Annotated in this window: 19 protein-coding genes; 15 read left to right on the plus strand and 4 right to left on the minus strand. The window is 56.1% G+C overall.

What is annotated here, in order from left to right:
- The first annotated feature begins 20 nt into the window (after window positions 1–20).
- From AAGR08_RS04495 to AAGR08_RS04535, 9 genes are all read left to right on the plus strand, one after another.
- Window positions 21–629 (plus strand): DsrE family protein, encoded by a 609-nt coding sequence (locus AAGR08_RS04495; RefSeq protein ID WP_097096456.1) that lies wholly within the window; start codon window positions 21–23, stop codon window positions 627–629.
- A 126-nt stretch (window positions 630–755) separates the two neighbouring features.
- Window positions 756–1775: a substrate-binding domain-containing protein gene (locus AAGR08_RS04500; protein ID WP_097096457.1), complete on the plus strand. Its 1020-nt coding sequence runs from the start codon at window positions 756–758 to the stop codon at window positions 1773–1775.
- Window positions 1772–2794, plus strand: a complete 1023-nt coding sequence (locus tag AAGR08_RS04505; RefSeq protein ID WP_097096458.1) for an ABC transporter substrate-binding protein — start codon at window positions 1772–1774, stop codon at window positions 2792–2794. The genes AAGR08_RS04500 and AAGR08_RS04505 overlap by 4 nt, the downstream gene beginning before the upstream one ends.
- Window positions 2794–3654, plus strand: a complete 861-nt coding sequence (locus AAGR08_RS04510; protein WP_345828758.1) for an ABC transporter permease — start codon at window positions 2794–2796, stop codon at window positions 3652–3654. The genes AAGR08_RS04505 and AAGR08_RS04510 overlap by 1 nt, the downstream gene beginning before the upstream one ends.
- Entirely contained in the window at window positions 3651–4463 is an 813-nt protein-coding gene (locus AAGR08_RS04515; RefSeq protein ID WP_345828759.1) for an ABC transporter permease subunit, read from the plus strand. The genes AAGR08_RS04510 and AAGR08_RS04515 overlap by 4 nt, the downstream gene beginning before the upstream one ends.
- A complete protein-coding gene (locus AAGR08_RS04520) occupies window positions 4460–5443 on the plus strand; it encodes an ABC transporter ATP-binding protein (RefSeq protein WP_345828761.1) in 984 nt (327 codons plus the stop codon). Before AAGR08_RS04515 ends, AAGR08_RS04520 begins: the two co-directional genes overlap by 4 nt.
- A 146-nt stretch (window positions 5444–5589) precedes the next feature.
- Window positions 5590–6420, plus strand: coding sequence for a phosphodiesterase (locus AAGR08_RS04525; RefSeq protein WP_345828762.1), 831 nt, complete (start codon window positions 5590–5592; stop codon window positions 6418–6420).
- A gap of 165 nt (window positions 6421–6585) precedes the next feature.
- Complete coding sequence (locus AAGR08_RS04530; protein WP_345828764.1) at window positions 6586–8178, plus strand: sensor domain-containing diguanylate cyclase; 1593 nt, start codon at window positions 6586–6588, stop codon at window positions 8176–8178.
- Window positions 8179–8276: 98 nt separating this feature from the next.
- Window positions 8277–9350 (plus strand): AI-2E family transporter, encoded by a 1074-nt coding sequence (locus tag AAGR08_RS04535; protein WP_097096464.1) that lies wholly within the window; start codon window positions 8277–8279, stop codon window positions 9348–9350.
- A gap of 34 nt (window positions 9351–9384) precedes the next feature.
- Here AAGR08_RS04535 and bcp read toward each other — a convergent pair whose 3' ends face one another.
- Window positions 9385–9852, minus strand: a complete 468-nt coding sequence (gene bcp, locus AAGR08_RS04540) for a thioredoxin-dependent thiol peroxidase (RefSeq protein WP_097096465.1) — start codon at window positions 9850–9852, stop codon at window positions 9385–9387.
- A gap of 142 nt (window positions 9853–9994) precedes the next feature.
- Window positions 9995–10561, minus strand: coding sequence for a glycine cleavage system transcriptional repressor (locus tag AAGR08_RS04545; protein WP_097097667.1), 567 nt, complete (start codon window positions 10559–10561; stop codon window positions 9995–9997).
- A 143-nt stretch (window positions 10562–10704) separates the two neighbouring features.
- Here AAGR08_RS04545 and dapA point away from each other — a divergent pair, with 143 nt between their 5' ends.
- The 6 genes from dapA (at window position 10705) to ypfH (ending at window position 17298) form a co-directional block, all read left to right on the plus strand.
- Window positions 10705–11583: a 4-hydroxy-tetrahydrodipicolinate synthase gene (gene dapA / locus AAGR08_RS04550; RefSeq protein ID WP_345828766.1), complete on the plus strand. Its 879-nt coding sequence runs from the start codon at window positions 10705–10707 to the stop codon at window positions 11581–11583.
- Between the two features lie 14 nt (window positions 11584–11597).
- Window positions 11598–12626, plus strand: coding sequence for an outer membrane protein assembly factor BamC (gene bamC, locus AAGR08_RS04555; protein WP_097096467.1), 1029 nt, complete (start codon window positions 11598–11600; stop codon window positions 12624–12626).
- A gap of 184 nt (window positions 12627–12810) precedes the next feature.
- Window positions 12811–13524, plus strand: coding sequence for a phosphoribosylaminoimidazolesuccinocarboxamide synthase (purC, locus tag AAGR08_RS04560; protein WP_097097668.1), 714 nt, complete (start codon window positions 12811–12813; stop codon window positions 13522–13524).
- Window positions 13525–13689: 165 nt separating this feature from the next.
- The gene (locus AAGR08_RS04565) at window positions 13690–14559 is read left to right on the plus strand and encodes a neutral zinc metallopeptidase (RefSeq protein ID WP_097096468.1); all 870 of its coding nucleotides are present in this window, start codon (window positions 13690–13692) and stop codon (window positions 14557–14559) included.
- A complete protein-coding gene (locus AAGR08_RS04570; protein ID WP_097096469.1) occupies window positions 14559–16529 on the plus strand; it encodes a GNAT family N-acetyltransferase in 1971 nt (656 codons plus the stop codon). Before AAGR08_RS04565 ends, AAGR08_RS04570 begins: the two co-directional genes overlap by 1 nt.
- Window positions 16530–16602: 73 nt before the next feature.
- The gene (gene ypfH, locus AAGR08_RS04575; protein ID WP_097096470.1) at window positions 16603–17298 is read left to right on the plus strand and encodes an esterase; all 696 of its coding nucleotides are present in this window, start codon (window positions 16603–16605) and stop codon (window positions 17296–17298) included.
- 90 nt (window positions 17299–17388) lie between these two features.
- Here ypfH and AAGR08_RS04580 read toward each other — a convergent pair whose 3' ends face one another.
- Window positions 17389–17577 carry a YpfN family protein gene (locus AAGR08_RS04580; protein ID WP_097096471.1) on the minus strand — a complete coding sequence of 63 codons (189 nt, stop codon included), beginning with the start codon at window positions 17575–17577 and terminating at the stop codon, window positions 17389–17391.
- 21 nt (window positions 17578–17598) lie between these two features.
- Window positions 17599–18726 carry a succinyl-diaminopimelate desuccinylase gene (gene dapE / locus AAGR08_RS04585; RefSeq protein WP_345828771.1) on the minus strand — a complete coding sequence of 376 codons (1128 nt, stop codon included), beginning with the start codon at window positions 18724–18726 and terminating at the stop codon, window positions 17599–17601.
- Window position 18727 lies beyond the last annotated feature (1 nt).

The raw sequence follows: 18727 nt of genomic DNA on the forward strand, positions 1-18727 counted from the left end.
TCAGCTACAGGAGAAGTGAAATGCGTCCAGCATCCTATATTGTCATCGCCGCACTGGCAGGTTTTGTCGGCGGTAATGTGTTACAGCTTCCGGAATGGGTAGATAAAGTCAGCGGCAAGTTTGCGGACAAGAAAAGTGAACCCGCCGATTTCTGGAGCACACCTGCCATCGCGGGTTATGGCAAGATCCACTTTGTCAGCGTACCAGACTACAATCCCGCCGCCACGCCGGGTTTGAGCAATAAAGTTGTCTTCCAGATTAACCGTAGCGAAGGCGATATTCGTCAGCCCAACCTTGGGCTGGAGCGTGTGGCGCGCGTGACAAACCTCTATTACGCAGCGGGCGTACCGCTGGATCAGCTGAAGTTTGTGGTATCGATTAATAGCGATGCGGTGCCAGCGGCGCTGAATAACGACCAGTTCCGCAAAGCGTATGGCACCGATAACCCAAACCTTAAGCTGATTGATGAGCTTAAAAAGGCGGGCGTGAAAGTGACTATTTGCGATCAGTCGGTGGCTTTCCATCAGCTGGAACGTAACTGGATTGATACCCGCGTCACGCATACGTTGTCGAGTGGTACCACCGTCGCCTCGCTGCAAAACGAAGGTTACGCCTTCCTGATGTTGTAATTTCTGACTGACAGCAGTTGGCGCTGCTGTCATCTTCCCGTCATTTTTCCGCGATGTTGCTGTCACAGTTCGCCGCTAGTTTAAGCGCCAATGAGATCGATCTCATTGGTACTTTACGAGGCGAATATGTCCGATTTGATCAATGTGGCCAAACTGGCTGGCGTTTCTCGCGCCACCGCCGCACGCGCTTTTTCCGATCCTCATCTGTTGCGCACTGACACCCTGCAGAAGGTGTTGATGGCATCCGAGCAGCTCGGCTTTCGCCCCAATCATATTGCCCGCCAGCTGCGTACCCAGAACTCCACCACGCTCGGCGTGCTGCTGCCGTCGCTGCTCAATCCCATCTTCGCCCGCCAGCTGCAGGCGATGGAGCGCCAGGCACGCGTGGCCGGTTATGGCTTGCTGGTGGCGACCAGCGATTATCAGCCCGAGCGTGAAGCGGCCATTGTTGAACACATGCTGCGCCAGCGCGTCGCCGGTTTGGTTCTGACCGTGGCCGATGCCGACCACAGCGCGGTGCTGCAAACCTTACAGCAGGCGGAAATGCCGTTTGTGCTGACGCATAACGTGCCTCAGGAGAGTCATTGGCCAGCGATTTGCGTCGATAACCGTCAGGCGATGCAGGAAGCCACCGACCATCTGCTGGCGCTTGGGCATCGCCACATCGGCATGGTGGCGGGGCCAATGCTGCAATCGGACCGCGCGCGTCTGCGCTATCAAGGCTATGGCGATGCGATGCAGCGGGCGGGATTGCTTTCGCTGCCGGTGATCGAAATGGCCAGCCACACGCAATCTGATTTCGCGCGGTTGCAGCCTCAGCTGCAAGGCGATACGCCGCTCAGCGCCGTAATTTGTACCAATGATTTGCTCGCCATCAGCCTGATTGGTGCCGCGGCACGCGCTGGCGTGCGCATTCCAAAGCAGCTGTCGGTAATGGGCTTTGATGGCATTGATATTGGCGAGCACATGGCGCCCTCGCTGGCGAGTGTCACACAGCCAGTCGATCTGCTTGGCGCTGGCGCTATCGACATGTTGTTACAACAGGCCAGCCGCGGTACGCGCGTGCTGCCACATCAAATACGGCTCGGCGCCAGCATCGCCGCCCCCGCTTTATCTTTGATCGCTAACTCCAGGGAACCATCATGACGCTGCATAAAAAAGTAAAAATCGTTGCCGGTGCGCTTGTAATCAGTGCCGGTTCGCTGTTCAGCATGACCTCTCACGCCGCCGATACCGCGATTTGCTACAACTGTCCGCCCGAATGGGCTGACTGGGGAACCCAGCTTAAAGCTATCGCCAAAGACACCGGTATTCAGGTGCCGCAGGACAACAAAAACTCCGGTCAGGCGCTGGCGCAGATGGTGGCGGAGAAAGGTAATCCGGTGGCAGATGTGGTTTATTACGGCGTCAGTTTTGGCATCCAGGCCGACAGCGCCGGCGTTATCACCGGTTACCAGCCCGCCCATTGGGACGAGATCCCAGCCGGCATGAAAGATCCGGACGGCAAATGGGTGGCGCTGCACTCTGGCACCATGGGCTTTATGGTTAACGTTGATGCCCTTGGCGGCGCACCGGTACCGCAATCCTGGGACGACCTGCTGAAGCCAGAATATAAAGGCATGATCGGCTACCTCGATCCGGCCAGCGCCTTTGTGGGCTATGTGGCGGCGGTGGCGGTGAATCAGGCGAAGGGCGGCAACATGCAGGACTTCACGCCTGCGCTCAACTGGTTCAAAAAATTGCAGGCCAACCAGCCGATCGTACCGAAGCAGACTGCATATGCGCGCCTGATTTCCGGTGAGATCCCCATCCTGCTCGATTACGACTTCAACGCCTATCGCGCCAAATATAAAGATCACGCCAACGTGGCCTTTGTTATTCCCAAAGAGGGCACGGTGACGGTGCCGTACGTCATCAGCCTGGTGAAGAACGCACCGCACCCAGCCAACGGCAAAAAAGTGATCGACTACGTGCTGTCGGATAAAGGTCAGGCAATTTGGGCCAATGCCTTCCTGCGTCCGGTGCGTCCTTCAGCGATGTCGGCCGACGCGAAGAAATTCTTCCTGCCAGATAGTGATTATGCACGTGCGCAAACCGTGGACTACCAGCAGATGGCGGATGCGCAGAAAGCCTTCTCGGCAAAATACCTGAGTGAGATTCGTTAATGTCGATGTCTGACACCCTGGCGACCACGCGTCGCCAGATTCGCACACTGCCGGGCAGCCGCTGGCTGTGGCTGACGCTGCCCGCGCTGTTATTCTTCTGCGCCTTCTGGCTGTTGCCGTTTGCCCGGTTGCTGCAAATGGGGATGCAAGAAGACCGCAGCACCCAACACAGCGGTTACTGGACGGTATTCAGCCAGCCGCATTACCTGGTGAGTTTGCTAAACACGGTACTGCTGTCGCTGGCGGTGACGCTGGTGACGTTAATGATTGCCGCCATCGTTGGCTGCTTCCTCGCGCGCCAGCGTTTTGCTGGACGCGGTATCTTGCTGGCACTGCTGACGTTTCCGCTGGCGTTTCCCGGCGTGGTGGTGGGCTTTCTGGTGGTGATGCTCGCTGGACGTCAGGGATTGCTGGCGCAAATTAGCCTGCACCTGGTGCATGAACGCTGGACGCTGGCCTATTCGCTGGCCGGTCTGTTTATCGGCTATCTCTATTTCTCGCTGCCGCGCGCCATCGTCACGCTGGTGGCAGCCAGTGAAAAACTCGATCGCTCGCTGGAAGAGGCGGCACGTTCGCTCGGTGCCAGCCAGTGGCGTATCACCTGGGATGTGATTGTTCCCGGCCTGCAGCCCGCGCTACTCTCGACCGGCGCACTCTGTTTCGCCACCAGCATGGGCGCGTTCGGCACGGCTTTTACTCTCGGCACGGATTTAGCGGTGCTACCGCTCACTATCTACGGCGAATTCACCAACTATGCCAACTTTGCGACGGCTGCCGCGCTATCGGTGGTGATGGGCGGATTCGCCTGGCTGGCGCTGATGCTGGCGCGTCGTCTGGCGCAGGCTAAGGGGGCGCAATGAGACGTCGCGGCATGTTTAGTCTGCAACTGCTAATCACCACCTTTACCGCGCTGTTTATGATCGTGCCGGTGGTGCTGTCGATGCTGGCAGGCGTGACCAATAACTATTTTATCGGCCTGCGCAGCGGCCTGACGCTGAAGTGGGTTGAGCAGGTGTGGCAAATGTACGCTGATACCTTCTGGCTCTCGCTGCTCATCGCGCTGTTTTGCCTGCTGGTGACCTTAGTGATTGGCGTGCCGGCGGCGTGGGGCTTGCTGAAAGCGCCGGGACGCTGGGCGGCACGCATTGAAGCGTGTTTGATGCTGCCGGTGGCGCTGCCGGGGTTGGCCACTGCGCTGTGTATTATTCTGCTCTACGGCCAGTTTTCCGGCCTGCGTGATAGCTGGCTGTTCATCCTGATTGGTCACGTGCTGTTCACCTTGCCGTTTATGATGCGGCCGGTATTGGCAGTCATGCAGGCGGTGGATATGCCGCGGCTGGAGGAGGCCTCGGCCAGTCTTGGCGCCACGCTGTGGCAGCGCTTCTTTACCGTGGTGGTGCCGAACTGCCGCAACGGTGTTCTCGCTGGGGCTTTTATGGTGATTACGCTCTCAGTGGGCGAATTCAACATTACCTGGATGCTGCACACGCCGCTGACCAAAACCTTGCCGGTTGGCCTTGCCGACAGCTACGCCTCGATGCGGCTGGAAGTAGGATCTGCCTACACGTTAATTTTTATTCTGATGATTCTGCCGCTGCTGCTGATGCTCAATGCCGTGAATCACTGGCTTAACCGCGCGGTCTCGCGCCAACACAAGGAGGCGGCATGAATCCTTTGGCCGTTACCGTAACGCTGCGCCGCTGCGCGCGTCATTTTCACCACCATCAGGCTCTGCAACCGCTCGATCTCACCGTCCATCCCGGCGAAACGCTGGTGCTGCTGGGGCCTTCCGGCTGTGGCAAAACCACCACGCTGCGCATTATCAGCGGACTGGAGAGCTGCGATGCAGGGGGGGAAGTGTGGTTTGACGATCGTAACGTCACCGCCTTGCCGATTGAAAAACGCAACGTCGGCATGGTGTTCCAGAACTACGCCTTGTTTCCAAATCTGAATGTAGCGGAGAACGTGGCATATGGGCTGAAAGTGCAAGGCGTGGCGCGCGCCGAACGGGAAGCGCGCGTGCAGGAGATGCTTGAACTGGTGGATCTCAGCGCGCTTGCACAGCGCAGTATCGACAAACTTTCCGGCGGGCAAAAGCAGCGTGTGGCGCTGGCGCGTGCGTTAGCCGCACGACCCAAAGTGCTGCTGTTTGATGAGCCGCTGGCAGCGCTGGATGCGCGCCTGCGCGATCGTCTGCGGCTGGAAATTGGCGCACTGTTGAAAAAACTGGCGATCACCGCCGTTTACGTCACTCACGATCAGCAGGAGGCGATGGCGCTCGGCGATCGTATTGCGGTGATGGAGCGGGGCCGTTTGGTGCAAATCGATACGCCGCAGAATATCTACCAGCAGCCGGCTTCGAAGTTTGTCGCCGATTTCGTTGGGGCAATTAACTGCGTGGATGTGGATGCGCGCGGCAATCCGCTGCGTTTCTGCCGTCCTGAAGATGTGCTGCTGGCCAGCGACAATCGCTATAGGCGACAGGGATTTATCCTGGCCAGTACCTTTTTAGGTGCCTCGCAGCGGTTGATGATCGACATTGGGCTGGCGACACCGATTCAGGTGGATCGCCACGCGCGTGAAGTCTGGCATGCCGGCCAGCCGGTGAGCTGGATGCTGGCGCAGGACGCCGCGCTGCAATTTGCTTGACAGGTTCCGCTGCCCGGTGCGCTTACAGTACGCACATTCCGTAGCGGCGCAATTTATTGCGCGATAAATCGCGCCGCTACGGAATGTGCGTTGATTTAATACTGTGCTAGATGATCAGCATTTCAAATATCCAGAGGAAAAGAGTTGTGTCTGAAGCCATGACGCTGATCGCGCAAATCAGCGATTTACACATTAAGGCGAACGGTCGCCTGTCGTACAAAAAAGTGGATACCCAGGCCGCGCTGCTACGCGTGATTGAGACACTGAATCGCCTTGCGCCGCACCCTGATATGGTGGTGATTACCGGTGATTTGGTCGATTTTGGCACGGCGGAAGAGTATCAAACCCTGCGTCTGGCGCTGGGTCAGCTGCAGTTGCCGTATCGGTTGATGCCCGGCAATCACGACGATCGCCAGGCCCTGCGGGCGGCGTTTCCCGATCATCACTATCTGCAACGCGGTGAAACGCTGAACTGGCAAGGGCAAGTAAAAGGCGTGCAGCTGCTGGCGCTGGATTCCAGCGTGCCGCAGCAGCCGTGGGGCTATGTCGATGAAACGCAGCTGCAGTGGCTGGATGAGCAGCTGCAGCGTGCGCCGCAGCTGCCGACGCTGGTGCTGTTGCATCATCCGCCCTTTGCCTGTGGTATTGAGCATATGGATAAACAGCCGCTGCGCAATCCCGATGCACTGGCGGCGATTATCCAACGCCATCCACAGGTGGAGCGCGTGCTCAGCGGCCATTTGCATCGTTCGGTACAGGCGCGTTTTGCCGGGACGCTGGCGTGCGTTGCGCCTGGCGTATCGCATCAGGTGGCATTTGATCTCGCGGAAAATGGCCCGGCAAACTTTGTGCTGGAGCCGCCCGGATTCTTGTTACATCGCTGGCATGCAACGCAGGGCATGAGTACGCATCTGTGTGCCATTGGGGAATATCCGGGACCATGGCCGTTTTACGATGCGAATGGCCTGATTGATTAGTTCCAGCCTAGAGAAAGAATTGCGTGGGTCTGCCAGGATGCGTCGTGCTCAATCTGGCTTGTCGGTGTACAATTGCCCGTTCCTTCACCAGGACAAAGTATTCCAACAATAACAAGACTGTCAGGCACTCGAATTTATGAATCTACTCATTAGAGCGGGGGCGTTATGTTAGCGCGTCTCCGGCCAAAAACAGACCTGCGAACCCTGATCGCGCTCTTAGCGATTACCAGCATCGTGATCACGCTGGCCAACACCTTGTACGCCACCTGGCGCGTGCAGCGTATGGTCCTAATCGAAAGTACTTTGGAAGCCAATCGCGCTTACGCCGCTAAACTGGCAGCCACGACCGAAGTCTTCTTTCAGCTGGCTCAGTCGCAGCTGCACTACAGCGCGACGCAGTTGGGCAATGATTTTGATAATGCCGATCTGGCGCAGCAGGAAGTGAACCGCCTGCGTGAGCAAACCAACAGCTTTAACTCGGTTGCGGTAGTGGACAGTAATGGGATTGTGAAAGCGATTTCGCCGGAATCACTGATGCTGAAAGGCATGCAATTGACCAGCCAGTCATCGCGTGAAGCGCTAGCAAAGCGTCAGCCGATGGTAAGTAAGCCCAGCATCTCCGCCGCCAATAACCTGATTGTCTTTGTCTCCTGGCCGATCATCAGCAAAGACGGCCGCTATCGAGGCTATGTTGGTGGCACCATTTATCTGAAAAAGAAAAGCATTCTGAACGCGCTGCTCGGCGAGCAGTACTATCGCGATGGCACCCATGTTTACGTGTTGGACCGCAATAATCAGGTGCTCTATCACCAGAATAGCCAGCTGATTGGCAAAAGTGTGCCTGGCATCATTAGCGATCGCCAGCGTCAGGAGCACACCAACGGGGAAGTGCAGCTGACCGAAGGGGATGTGCCCAAACTTGCCGGCTACGCCATCGTCCCCACGACCGGTTGGATGGTGGTGGCATTGAAGCCGACCCATGTTACGCTGGCGCCGCTCTCGGGTTTGTTATTGAAAGTATTGAAAAACTCGGTGCCATTTGCGCTGCTGACCCTGTTGGTGGCGGTGATTCTGGCGCGATTGATTGCGCTGCCGCTTTGGCAATTGGCGCGGAAAGCCAGCCAAATGGATTCACAGGGCGTATCGAGCGAGATTCGTGGCATTCGCGCCTGGTATTTTGAAGCGGCGCAGGTGAAACGCGCGCTGCTCACCGGCATTGGCTTAGTACAGGACAAGATTGGCCGGCTGAAATCCGAAGTGCAAACCGATCCCATGACCAATCTGCTTAATCGGCGTGGCCTGAGCGCGGTGCTCGACTACTTCGCCACCATGCGCCAGCCTTTTTCGGTGCTGGCGCTGGATATCGATCACTTCAAGCGGGTTAACGATACCTTTGGCCATGATGTCGGTGATGAGGTCATCAAGCATGTCGCGCGAACTCTGCGTAACTGTGCCCGTCAAACCGATGTGGTGTGTCGCAACGGCGGGGAGGAATTCCTGATGCTGCTGCCGGCCACATCAGTGGAGGATGCACGTATACTGGCCGAACGTGTGCGCACCAGTATCGCGGAAAACTGGATTGACGATGTGGGCAATGTCACGCTATCGGTGGGCATTGCCGATTGGCAGCCTGATGAGGGAACGCAGGAGCAGAGCCTGAAGCAGGCCGATGCCGCGCTCTATCAAGCAAAAAACGCCGGACGAAACTGCGTGATGATCTCCGGCCAGGATGCGTTGGTCAGTAGCATTACCCATTAACCCTCCCTTTCATGCACGTTGTGCAGCGGCGCAATTTATTGCGTGATCTATCGCGCCGCTACAGAATGTGCGCTCTTCTGTTTTCAAGGATGTTTTGCATGCTCGTTCTGCTTTATCAATGGTACAAACGCCGCTTCAGTGATCCGCAAGCCATTGGCCTGTTAGTGATTCTGCTGGCGGCGTTTTGTATTTTGTTCTTCTTCAGCGGCTTGCTGGCACCGCTGCTGGTGGCATTAGTACTGGCGTATCTGCTTGAGTGGCCAACGGTACGTTTACAGCGGGTAGGCTGTAGCCGCACCTGGGCAACCAGCGTGGTGTTAGTGATGTTTGCGGGCATTTTGTTGGTCATGGTGTTGATTGTCGCCCCCGTGGCCTGGCAGCAGGGTATTAATCTCACGCGTGATTTACCTAATATGCTGAATAAACTCTACGTATTTGCTGCCGGCTTGCCGAAGCGCTATCCGGCGCTGGTTGATGCCGGCATCATTGATATTATCGTTGAAAACCTGCGCAGCCGTTTAACGGGGCTGGGCGATTCGCTGGTGAAGTATTCGCTGGCGTCGCTGGTGGGATTGATGACGCTGATGATCTATCTGGTGCTGGTACCGCTAATGGTGTTCTTTCTGCTGAAAGATAAAGAGCAGATGCTGAACGCGGTGCGTCGCGTGCTGCCGCGCAATCGCGGTCTGGCGGGCGTGGTATGGCAAGAGATGAATCAGCAAATCACCAACTACATCCGCGGCAAAGTTCTGGAAATGGTGGCGGTGGGGTTTGTCACCTGGCTGGCCTTCCTGATGCTAGGACTTAACTATTCCCTGTTGCTGGCGGTGCTGGTAGGCGTTTCGGTGTTGATTCCTTATATCGGTGCGATGGTCGTCACCCTTCCCGTGATCGGCGTCGGCTTGTTCCAGTGGGGATTAGGCAGCGATTTCTGGACGATGATCGCCATCTATCTGGTGATTCAGGCGCTGGATGGCAATATTCTGGTGCCGATTCTGTTCTCTGAAGCGGTTAATTTGCATCCGCTGGTGATCATTCTGTCCGTGGTGATTTTTGGCGGAATGTGGGGATTCTGGGGCGTGTTCTTTGCGATTCCGTTGGCAACGCTGGTGAAGGCCGTGGTGCGTGCGTGGCCTGAAACGCCAGCGCTGGACGCGCCACACGCGGAGTGACAGAAAACGGGTGCGATAGTCGCACCCGTTTTCTTTAGGCTGATTTCAAATAATCCAGCACGATATCGTGGTGGTTAGCGGTTTTGAAATCGTCGAACACTTTCTCGACCTTGCCTTCGCCATCGATCAGGAAGCTGATGCGGTGAATGCCGTCATAGGTTTTACCCATAAAGGTTTTCTCACCCCACACGCCAAACTGCTCGCACACCTGATGATCTTCATCGGATAGCAGCGTGAAATTCAGCATCTCTTTATCGGCAAAGCGCGACAGTTTCTCGGCTTTATCGGTGCTGATGCCCAGTACCGTGACACCCTCCGTTTTCAACTCATCCATGTTGTCGCGCAGACCGCAGGCCTGCACGGTGCAACCCGGCGTCATGGCTTTCGGATAGAAATAGACCAGAACACGCTGTCCCTGGAAGTCGGCCAAATTTACTTGTTCGCCGTCCTGATCGGGCAAGCTAAATTTCGGTGCAGTATCACCGGCTTTCAGTGGATTCATCACAACTCTCCATTTTTTCGACATGCTGTGGGTAATACACCATCAAGAGCGAAAGTGCCAGATGGGGTTTACCGTCAGGGTTATTTCACTACACGGTTTGCGTATGACGGCAGAGTGTGTGGCGAAATAACCCGGAGCCTGATTAAACGCTGCTGTCTGCATCGTCGGTGACACTATAAAGACGAATTGAGCCTTGTGCATGCAGTTCTTCACACAGCTGATTAAACGCCTGCTCAATTGGCGCGCTGACGGGATTTGCCGGGCTGTGCGCCGTCATCTGAATATAGAGCGTAGGCGCCACGTCGTCCTGTGCCGGTTTAATCCGCGAAACCAGTTCGGCGATATTCATCTGGTGTTTATCGAACAAATCGGTGAAACGCTCAATAATATGCGGTGAATCGGGCACTTCAACCTGCACCCAAACTGTTGCCGGCATCGGTGGCGTGGCGCGCGCATTGGTGCGCTTCATCACAATCAGCAGCTCCAGTTCGGCACCTTTCATCGGCAGCGTTGATTCAATCAGGGTTATCGCATTCCAGCTACCGGATAACAGCATAATAAAGGTGAACTCATCACCCAGCATTGCCAGGCGGCTGTCTTCAATATTACAGCCGCAGCTGCTGACGTGGCGGGTGATGGTATTGACGATACCTGGACGATCAACGCCCAACGCGGTGATCACCAGATGGTGAGGCTGTGACTGCGGCAAAATGGCATTTCCTGTACGTTCGCTAATAACCATAAGGTAAACATAAAAAAAACTGCTGACAAGGGCAGGAATGGCGTGGCTCACTTGCTTTTCTTTCAATGTAAAACGTAACATGAGGCACTTGTTTGTCGAGGGGATAGCCCATGTTCACCGGAAGTATTGTTGCGCTCATTACGCCAATGAATGAAAAAGGTAATGTCTGCCGCGAAAGTCTAAAAAAACTGATTGATTATCATGTTGCCAGCGGCACCGCGGCGATTGTTTCTGTTGGCACTACCGGCGAATCTGCCACGCTGAGCCATGAAGAGCATGGTGATGTTGTTATGCAAACGCTGGAACTGGCGGATGGCCGTATTCCGGTTATCGCAGGCACCGGCGCTAATGCCACAGCCGAAGGCATCTCTCTGACAAAACGCTTTACCGGCAGCGGTGTGGTGGGCTGTTTGACAGTAACGCCTTACTACAACCGTCCCACTCAGGAAGGGCTGTTCCAGCACTTTAAAGCCATTGCCGAAAGTACCGATCTGCCGCAGATGCTGTATAACGTTCCTTCGCGTACCGGTTGCGACATGCTGCCGGAAACCGTCGCGCGTTTGGCCGAAATAAAAAATATTATCGGAATCAAAGAGGCCACCGGGAACTTATCGCGTATCTCACAGATCCAAGAGCTGGTTAATGATGAGTTCATCATCGTCAGTGGCGATGACGCCACGGCGCTGGACTCAATGCAACTGGGCGGCAAAGGCGTAATTTCGGTCACGGCTAACATTGCAGCGCGTGAAATGGTAGAACTCTGTGCCTTGGCGCAACAGGGCAAATTCGCCGAAGCGCGTCGCCTGAATCAGCGTCTGATGCATCTGCACCAGACGCTTTTCTGTGAACCCAATCCAATCCCGGTGAAATGGGCAGCAAAACAGCTAGGATTAATCGCGGATGACACGCTGCGCTTGCCAATGACGCCTCTGACCGATGCCGGTCAGACAAAAACGGCTCAAGCGCTGATTAAAGCGGGTCTGCGATAATTTAGGGAGAATCAATGAGTTATTCAGTTAAGCGCTCGACGCTGGCAACGGTTGTGGGCCTTTCCACCCTGATGCTGCTAACAGCGTGTTCCAACGATCAGCGTTATAAGCGCCAGGTCAGTGGTGATGAGTCTTACCTGCAGGCGCCGGAACTGCATGATTTAAAAGCCCCGGCGGGCATGATTCTGCCGCTGCAGAATGGTGATTACGATGTTCCGCATAGCGTGGCAAAAGGCGCGGTAGGTAAAGAGCTCGATATTCGTCCACCTGCCCAGCCGCTGGCGCTGCTGAACGGTACGCGTGCGCAGTTCACCGGTAACACCGGCGTGCTGGCTATCGAAAGCAGCCGGGGTTCTATCTGGTCACAGGTTGTTGGCGTTATTCAGTCTTACAAATTCCCGATTGCCCAGCGTGATGATGCTTCACAGCAGCTGACCACCGATTGGGTGCAGTGGAACCGTGCAGACGAAGATAACCAGTATCGCGGTCGCTACCAGATCAGCGTACAGAATCAAAGCTACCAGCAAGTGCTGACGGTACGTCTGCTTGAGCTGCAGCAGTCAGGACAGGCCGTAACGTCTCCGGCGCAAATCCAACGCTATACCGGCCAGATGTTGAACGACATCAGCACCGGCCTGGATAAAGTGGATTCTGCCAGCCAGGATGCGGCCGCAAACCGCGCGACCGGACAGATTGACGTCCAGAGCGGTGCGGATGACACCGGTTTACCGCTGCTGATTCTGCGTGCACCGTTTAACGTCACCTGGCAGCGTTTGCCAGCAGCGCTAAAACGCGTGGGGATGGAAGTCACTGATGACAACCGTTCGCAAGGTAGCCTGAAAGTCACCTACAAGCAGCCGGGCAGCGGCGTGTGGGATGAAATTGGCGCCAAAGATCCGGAATTACCGAACGGCGATTACAAATTGCAAGTTGGCGATCTGGATAACCGCAGCAGTCTGCAGTTCATCGATCCAAAAGGTCATGTGCTAACCCAGACGCAGAACGATGCGCTGGTGCAAGTGATTCAAGGCGCGTTGAAATAAATTGCCAAAGGGCCGGAGATTCTCCGGCCTTTTTGTTTTGGAATTGTCATTCGTTTGCCGCCTTCCTGCATCTCGAATTATTTTGTGTATAATAGCGCCCGGCGAAGTAAACGATTGCGTCACGCAGTCGGCGCGCGGTGAAGCACCGCTGAACACGGGTTCTTTCATGTTTGGAGTTAACAAGATGCAAAAGCGAGCTGAGTTGTATCGCGGTAAAGCGAAAACCGTATACAGCACCGATAATCCGGATCTGCTGGTACTTGAATTCCGCAACGATACGTCAGCAGGAGACGGTGCACGAATCGAGCAGTTTGATCGCAAAGGAATGGTCAATAACAAGTTTAACCATTTCATCATGACCAAATTGCAGGAAGCGGGCATTCCTACCCAGATGGAAGCGCTGCTGTCAGATAACGAAGCGCTGGTGAAAAAGCTAGAGATGGTGCCGGTCGAGTGCGTGGTACGCAACCGTGCGGCAGGATCGCTGGTAAAACGTCTGGGCGTGGAGGAGGGCATTGTGCTCAATCCACCGCTGTTTGATCTCTTCCTGAAAGATGACGCTAAACACGACCCGATGGTCAACGAATCCTATTGCGAAACCTTCGGCTGGGTCAGCAAAGCCAACCTGGCGCGAATGCAAGAGCTGACCTTTAAAGCCAACGATGTGCTGAGCAAGCTGTTTGATGACGCGGGCTTAATCCTGGTCGACTTCAAGCTGGAATTTGGCCTGTTCAACGGCGAAGTGGTGCTCGGCGATGAGTTCTCGCCAGACGGCGCGCGTCTGTGGGATAAAAACACCCTGGACAAAATGGATAAAGACCGTTTCCGCCAGAGCCTCGGTGGGCTGGTTGAAGCCTACGAAGAAGTCGCCCAGCGTTTGGGTGTGAAGCTGGATTAAGTCCATCCATCAAGCTTGTAAGGTCGTCATTTATGACGACCTTTTTTATGTCCGCAATACAGGTCGTCATTAATGACGACCCTACGGTGTTATGTGACTACAACACTGGTGCTTCCCGCTGACGCCAACTAAAATCATGCCAAACATGTTTAAAGGAGTTAGACCATGCGCTGGCAAGGGCGTCGTGAGAGCGACAACGTAGAAGATCGACGCAATGACTCACCCGGCTTTGGCAGCGGCGGTGGGCGGCAAATCCGCATTCCACGCGGCAAAGGCGGCCTGATTTTACTGGTGGTAGTCGCCGTGGCGGGCTATTACGGTTACGATCTTACCGCGTTGCTGGAAGGCGGTGGCAGTGTCGCACCCACATCGCAGCAGCGTCAGGTGAACTCGGCGCAAAGTAATGAAGATGCCAAATTCACCTCGGTAATTCTGGCGACGACTGAGGATACCTGGAGCAAGCTGTTCCAGCAGATGAATAAACAGTACGTGCCGCCGAAGCTGGTGATGTACCGCGGTGCGACGCGTACTAATTGTGGTACCGGCCAATCGGCGATGGGACCGTTTTACTGTCCAGCCGACCAAACCGTCTATATCGACTTGTCGTTTTACGATGATATGAAAACCAAACTGGGTGCCGGCGGCGATTTTGCTCAGGGCTATGTCATTGCTCATGAAGTCGGCCATCACGTACAAAAACTGTTGGGCATTGAGCCTAAAGTTCGCCAGATGCAGCAGGGCGCGAGCCAGGTGCAGGCAAATCAGCTGTCGGTGAAAATGGAGTTGCAGGCTGACTGCTTCGCCGGCGTCTGGGGCCATTACATGCAGCAGCAGAACATCTTAGAAGTGGGCGATTTGCAGGAAGCGCTGAATGCCGCTGAAGCGATTGGCGACGATCGCCTGCAGCAGAAAGGGCAGGGCCGCGTGGTGCCGGATAGCTTCACTCATGGCACCTCGCAGCAGCGTTACACCTGGCTGAAGCGCGGTTTCGATAGTGGCGATCCGGGCCAGTGCAACACCTTCGCTAGCAACTGATGTCTTTAGTTGACGTGACGGCGGCAATGCAGCGTGCGGGCATTCGTCGCCTGGGCGCGATCGGCGGCGATGCCGATTGGGTATGGCAGCAAGCCGCCCGCTGGCGCGCAGAGCTACCCGGTGACTGGCTCACGCTCAGCGACAGCCATGAGTTTCCAGACGCCGTTGCGCCCACCGCACTGCGTACTTTGTTAGGGCGTGAATTCCAGCATGCAATCTTTGATGCGCGTGACGGTTTCCATGCCGAAGCCTTTGCGGCGCTGGCGGGCACCTTGCGTGCGGGCAGCTGGCTGTTGCTGCTGACGCCCGCGTGGGAAAGCTGGCCGAATCAACCTGATGCTGACAGCCTGCGCTGGGCTGATGTCGCAGAGCCCATCGCCACACCGCATTTCATCCAGCATCTGCAATCGCTTATGCTGCGCGATCCGCAGGTGATGTTACTGCGTCAACATCAGGCCGTGCGCCAGGCCGCCGGGATAGATTGGCCGGCGTGGCGCTGTCAGGCACCGCAGCAGCAGGCACAGATGCTGCAACAGCTCTCAGCAATGCCCAAAGGCGTTGCGGTGATTACCGCCGCGCGCGGTCGTGGTAAATCAGCGCTAGCCGGCATGCTGGCGCAGCACAATCAGCACGCCTTAGTTACCGCGCCAGCCAAAGTTTCAACCGACGTGCTAGCTGCGTTTGCCGGTGAGCATTTCCGTTTTATGGCGCCGGATGCCATCCTCGCACTGGAATCGCCTCCACTGGCGCAATGGCTGATTGTTGATGAAGCGGCCGCGATCCCTGCGCCACTGTTGCAGCAGCTGGTGCAACGCTTTCCACGCGTACTGCTCACCACCACCGTGCAAGGTTATGAAGGCACCGGGCGCGGTTTTATGCTGCGTTTCTGCGCCACGTTGCCCGATGTGCGCTACTTCCAGCTCGACGAGCCGTTGCGCTGGTCGCCCAACGATCCGCTGGAGCAGTGGCTCAGCCAGGCGCTGCTGTTTGAAGATGCGCAGGAAAACCGCGTAAACGCTGAAATCGCGATTTATCCAGCCACGCCACAACACAATTTACCGGCGCTGGAGGCGGGTTATCGCCTGCTTGCCAGCGCGCACTATCGTACTTCACCGCTGGATTTGCGTCGGATGCTGGATGCGCCCGGCATGCGCTTTTGGTTAGCCGGCGAAGCTGAACACATCACCGGCGCGCTGTGGCTGGTGGAGGAGGGCGGTTTAGCGCAGCCGCTTGCCGATGCAGTATGGGCGGGTTACCGTCGGCCGCGCGGTAATCTGGTGGCACAGTCGCTAGCGGCACATGCCGGGTTCGCTGCGGCAGCAACATTGCGCTCACTGCGTATTAGCCGAATTGCGGTCCAGGCGGCCAAGCGCCAGCGCGGAATCGGCAAAACCCTGGTGGCTACCGCACGGCAGCAGGCACAGGATTATGACTACCTTTCCGTGAGCTTTGGCTACACTGAGGCGCTGTGGCAGTTCTGGCGCGCCTGTGGTTTTACGCTGGTACGTATTGGTTCGCAGCGCGAAGCCAGCAGCGGTTGTTATGCCGCCATGGCGATGTTGGCGATCACGCCGGCGGGAAGTGCCTTACAGCAGCAGGCTGCACAGCGGCTCGCCCGTGATTGGCCGTGGCTACAAGATCTTATCGATCTGCCGTTGGTGATTGCTAGCGATGCCAATCAGCAACTGAATGAGGATGATGAGTGGCTGCTGGCAGGGTTTGCCTGGGCACTGCGACCGTTTGAAGCCAGCTATGCCGCGCTGCAGCGTTTGGTACGCCACTCTCCTTCACCGCTATTGAATGCCATCCTGCTGCAAAAACAAACGCTACACGATGTCGCGCAATATGTCGGTCTTAACGGGCGTAAAGCATTGATGCATAAGCTGCGCGGCGAGGTTGCGCAGGTGCTGATCCAACACGATGCACAAGCCGCAGATCGCTGGCAGCAGCGGCTCCGCTCGTTGCAATAAATCCATTATCTCGTTCAAATTTTCCCGATATCTCTGTGCGAGCAGCGGCGTATAGTGATTGCAGGAGGATCTTATGGCACTACGATATGTAATTGTTCAGCAGCCGAGCAGTGCAGCACAGCTGTTTCTGCTGTATCACGGCGTAAACGATAACCCTGATTCGATGGCGCAGATTGGCAGCTGGTTCGCCAAAGCGTTTCCGCAGGCGCTGGTGGTTTCCGTTGGTGCGCCCTATGCCGGCAGTGCGCCGCAGGGTCGGCAATGGTTTGTCGAAATTCCGCCGCACGATCGTTCGGAGCAGCAGGGCGTGGATGCGATAATGCCTGAATTCATTGCCTCGGTGCGTCACTGGCAGCAGGAGAGCGGCGTTCGTGCTGAAGCCACTGCGCTGGTGGGATTTTCGCAAGGTGGAATGATGGTGCTGGAAGGCATAAAAGCGCAGCCGGATCTGGCAGGGCGAGCCATTGTGTTTAGTGGACGCTACGCCACGCTGCCGCAGCGTGCAACCACGCGCAACACCATCCATTTGATTCATGGCGATGAAGACGATCAGATTCCGCTACAGCATGCGGAGGCGGCAAAGCAGCGGCTCATTTTATTAGGCGGCGATGTGACGTTGGATATTGTTGAAGACTTGCCACACGCGATTGACGACCGCAGCATGGAACTGGCGCTCAATCACCTGCGCTATACCGTGCCGCGTCGTTACTTCGATGAAGCGTTGAGCGGCGCTAAGCCTGGCGATGATGATGTGGTGATGATGATCTAGCCGCGCAACGTAGGGGGTGCATTAATGCACCCCGGGAATCGGTCGCCATAAATGGCGACCCTACATTTTCAGAATGGCTTTTAACTGTGGTTATTTCTTTTTCGGCCAGTCGTCCTCATCATCCCATTTATCGTTAAAATCACGATGCGGCGGCAAATCCGGTTTGTTTTCCATGAATTTTTTATGGTCGATACGTTTTAGGTCTTTGTAAACGTTCATCAAAATACCGACCATTAGCAGGATCACCAAGATCCACCAGTACTCTTTAAAGAATTCCATCCCTTATCTCCTTCTGCGCGCTTAGGCGATCAGCTGTTCCATGATGCGCTGGTACATACGGCTCAACATCTGCAAATCTGACGCCTTCACGCACTCATTAATCTTATGAATGGTGGCATTCACCGGGCCCAGTTCTACCACTTGCGCTCCCATGCGGGCGATGAAGCGCCCATCGGAGGTGCCGCCGGTGGTGAGCAACTGCGGCTTAATCTCATTATAGTGCGTGACAGCATTCACTACGGCATCAACCAGCTTACCGCGTGAAGTCAGGAACGGCTGACCGGAAACATTCCACTCCAGCGTATAGCGTAACTGGTGACGATCCAGCAAGGCTGCCACGCGATCTTTAATCATTTGATCGGTGAGCTGCGTGCTGAAGCGGAAGTTAAACTGCACAAAGCATTCACCGGGGATCACGTTATTGCTGCCGGTACCCGCCTGTACATTGGCAATTTGCATGCTGGTGGGCGGGAAGAATTCGTTACCTTCATCCCACACCGTCGCCACCAACTCATTCAACGCGGGCATGGCGCGATGTACCGGATTATCCGCCAGATGCGGATACGCCACATGGCCCTGCACGCCGTGAAGGGTTAGATTTGCCGTCATGGATCCGCGACGACCGTTTTTCACCACGTCGCCAACAATCTCGGTGCTTGACGGCTCGCCGACCAGGCAGTAATCCATGCGTTCGTTGCGCGCCATTAAACGCTCAACCACTTTTACCGTACCGTTAACCGCGCTGGCTTCTTCATCCGAGGTAATCAGGAAAGCCAGACGCCCTTTATGCTGAGGATGAGCGGCGACAAAGCGTTCTGCTGCCACCACCATCGCCGCCAGCGAGCCCTTCATGTCAGCTGCACCGCGGCCAAACAGCATGCCGTCGCGGATGCTGGGTTCGAACGGCGGGCTGATCCAGCGATTGGCATCGCCTGGCGGCACCACATCGGTATGACCCGCAAATGCCAGCGTTTCGCCCTGACCGCGCGTTGCCCAAAAGTTTAGCGTATCGCCAATGTGCATCGGTTCAACGCGAAAGCCGATAGCCTCCAGACGCGCAATCAGCAACGCCTGGCAACCGGCATCATCCGGGCTGAGAGAGGGGCGACGGATAAGCTGCTGAGCCAGCTCAATGACCGGACAAAACATG

Source organism: Pantoea sp. BRR-3P, from assembly GCF_039621635.1.
Classification (GTDB): Bacteria; Pseudomonadota; Gammaproteobacteria; order Enterobacterales; family Enterobacteriaceae; genus Pantoea; species Pantoea floridensis.

Coding starts and splice junctions, on each gene's coding strand:
- AAGR08_RS04495 (WP_097096456.1), top strand. CDS start 21: ATGCGTCCAGCATCCTATATTGTCATCGCCGCACTGGCAGGTTTTGTC.
- AAGR08_RS04500 (WP_097096457.1), top strand. CDS start 756: ATGTCCGATTTGATCAATGTGGCCAAACTGGCTGGCGTTTCTCGCGCC.
- AAGR08_RS04505 (WP_097096458.1), top strand. CDS start 1,772: ATGACGCTGCATAAAAAAGTAAAAATCGTTGCCGGTGCGCTTGTAATC.
- AAGR08_RS04510 (WP_345828758.1), top strand. CDS start 2,794: ATGTCGATGTCTGACACCCTGGCGACCACGCGTCGCCAGATTCGCACA.
- AAGR08_RS04515 (WP_345828759.1), top strand. CDS start 3,651: ATGAGACGTCGCGGCATGTTTAGTCTGCAACTGCTAATCACCACCTTT.
- AAGR08_RS04520 (WP_345828761.1), top strand. CDS start 4,460: ATGAATCCTTTGGCCGTTACCGTAACGCTGCGCCGCTGCGCGCGTCAT.
- AAGR08_RS04530 (WP_345828764.1), top strand. CDS start 6,586: ATGTTAGCGCGTCTCCGGCCAAAAACAGACCTGCGAACCCTGATCGCG.
- AAGR08_RS04535 (WP_097096464.1), top strand. CDS start 8,277: ATGCTCGTTCTGCTTTATCAATGGTACAAACGCCGCTTCAGTGATCCG.
- bcp (WP_097096465.1), bottom strand. CDS start 9,852: ATGAATCCACTGAAAGCCGGTGATACTGCACCGAAATTTAGCTTGCCC.
- dapA (WP_345828766.1), top strand. CDS start 10,705: ATGTTCACCGGAAGTATTGTTGCGCTCATTACGCCAATGAATGAAAAA.
- bamC (WP_097096467.1), top strand. CDS start 11,598: ATGAGTTATTCAGTTAAGCGCTCGACGCTGGCAACGGTTGTGGGCCTT.
- purC (WP_097097668.1), top strand. CDS start 12,811: ATGCAAAAGCGAGCTGAGTTGTATCGCGGTAAAGCGAAAACCGTATAC.
- AAGR08_RS04565 (WP_097096468.1), top strand. CDS start 13,690: ATGCGCTGGCAAGGGCGTCGTGAGAGCGACAACGTAGAAGATCGACGC.
- AAGR08_RS04570 (WP_097096469.1), top strand. CDS start 14,559: ATGTCTTTAGTTGACGTGACGGCGGCAATGCAGCGTGCGGGCATTCGT.
- ypfH (WP_097096470.1), top strand. CDS start 16,603: ATGGCACTACGATATGTAATTGTTCAGCAGCCGAGCAGTGCAGCACAG.
- AAGR08_RS04580 (WP_097096471.1), bottom strand. CDS start 17,577: ATGGAATTCTTTAAAGAGTACTGGTGGATCTTGGTGATCCTGCTAATG.
- dapE (WP_345828771.1), bottom strand. CDS start 18,726: ATGTTTTGTCCGGTCATTGAGCTGGCTCAGCAGCTTATCCGTCGCCCC.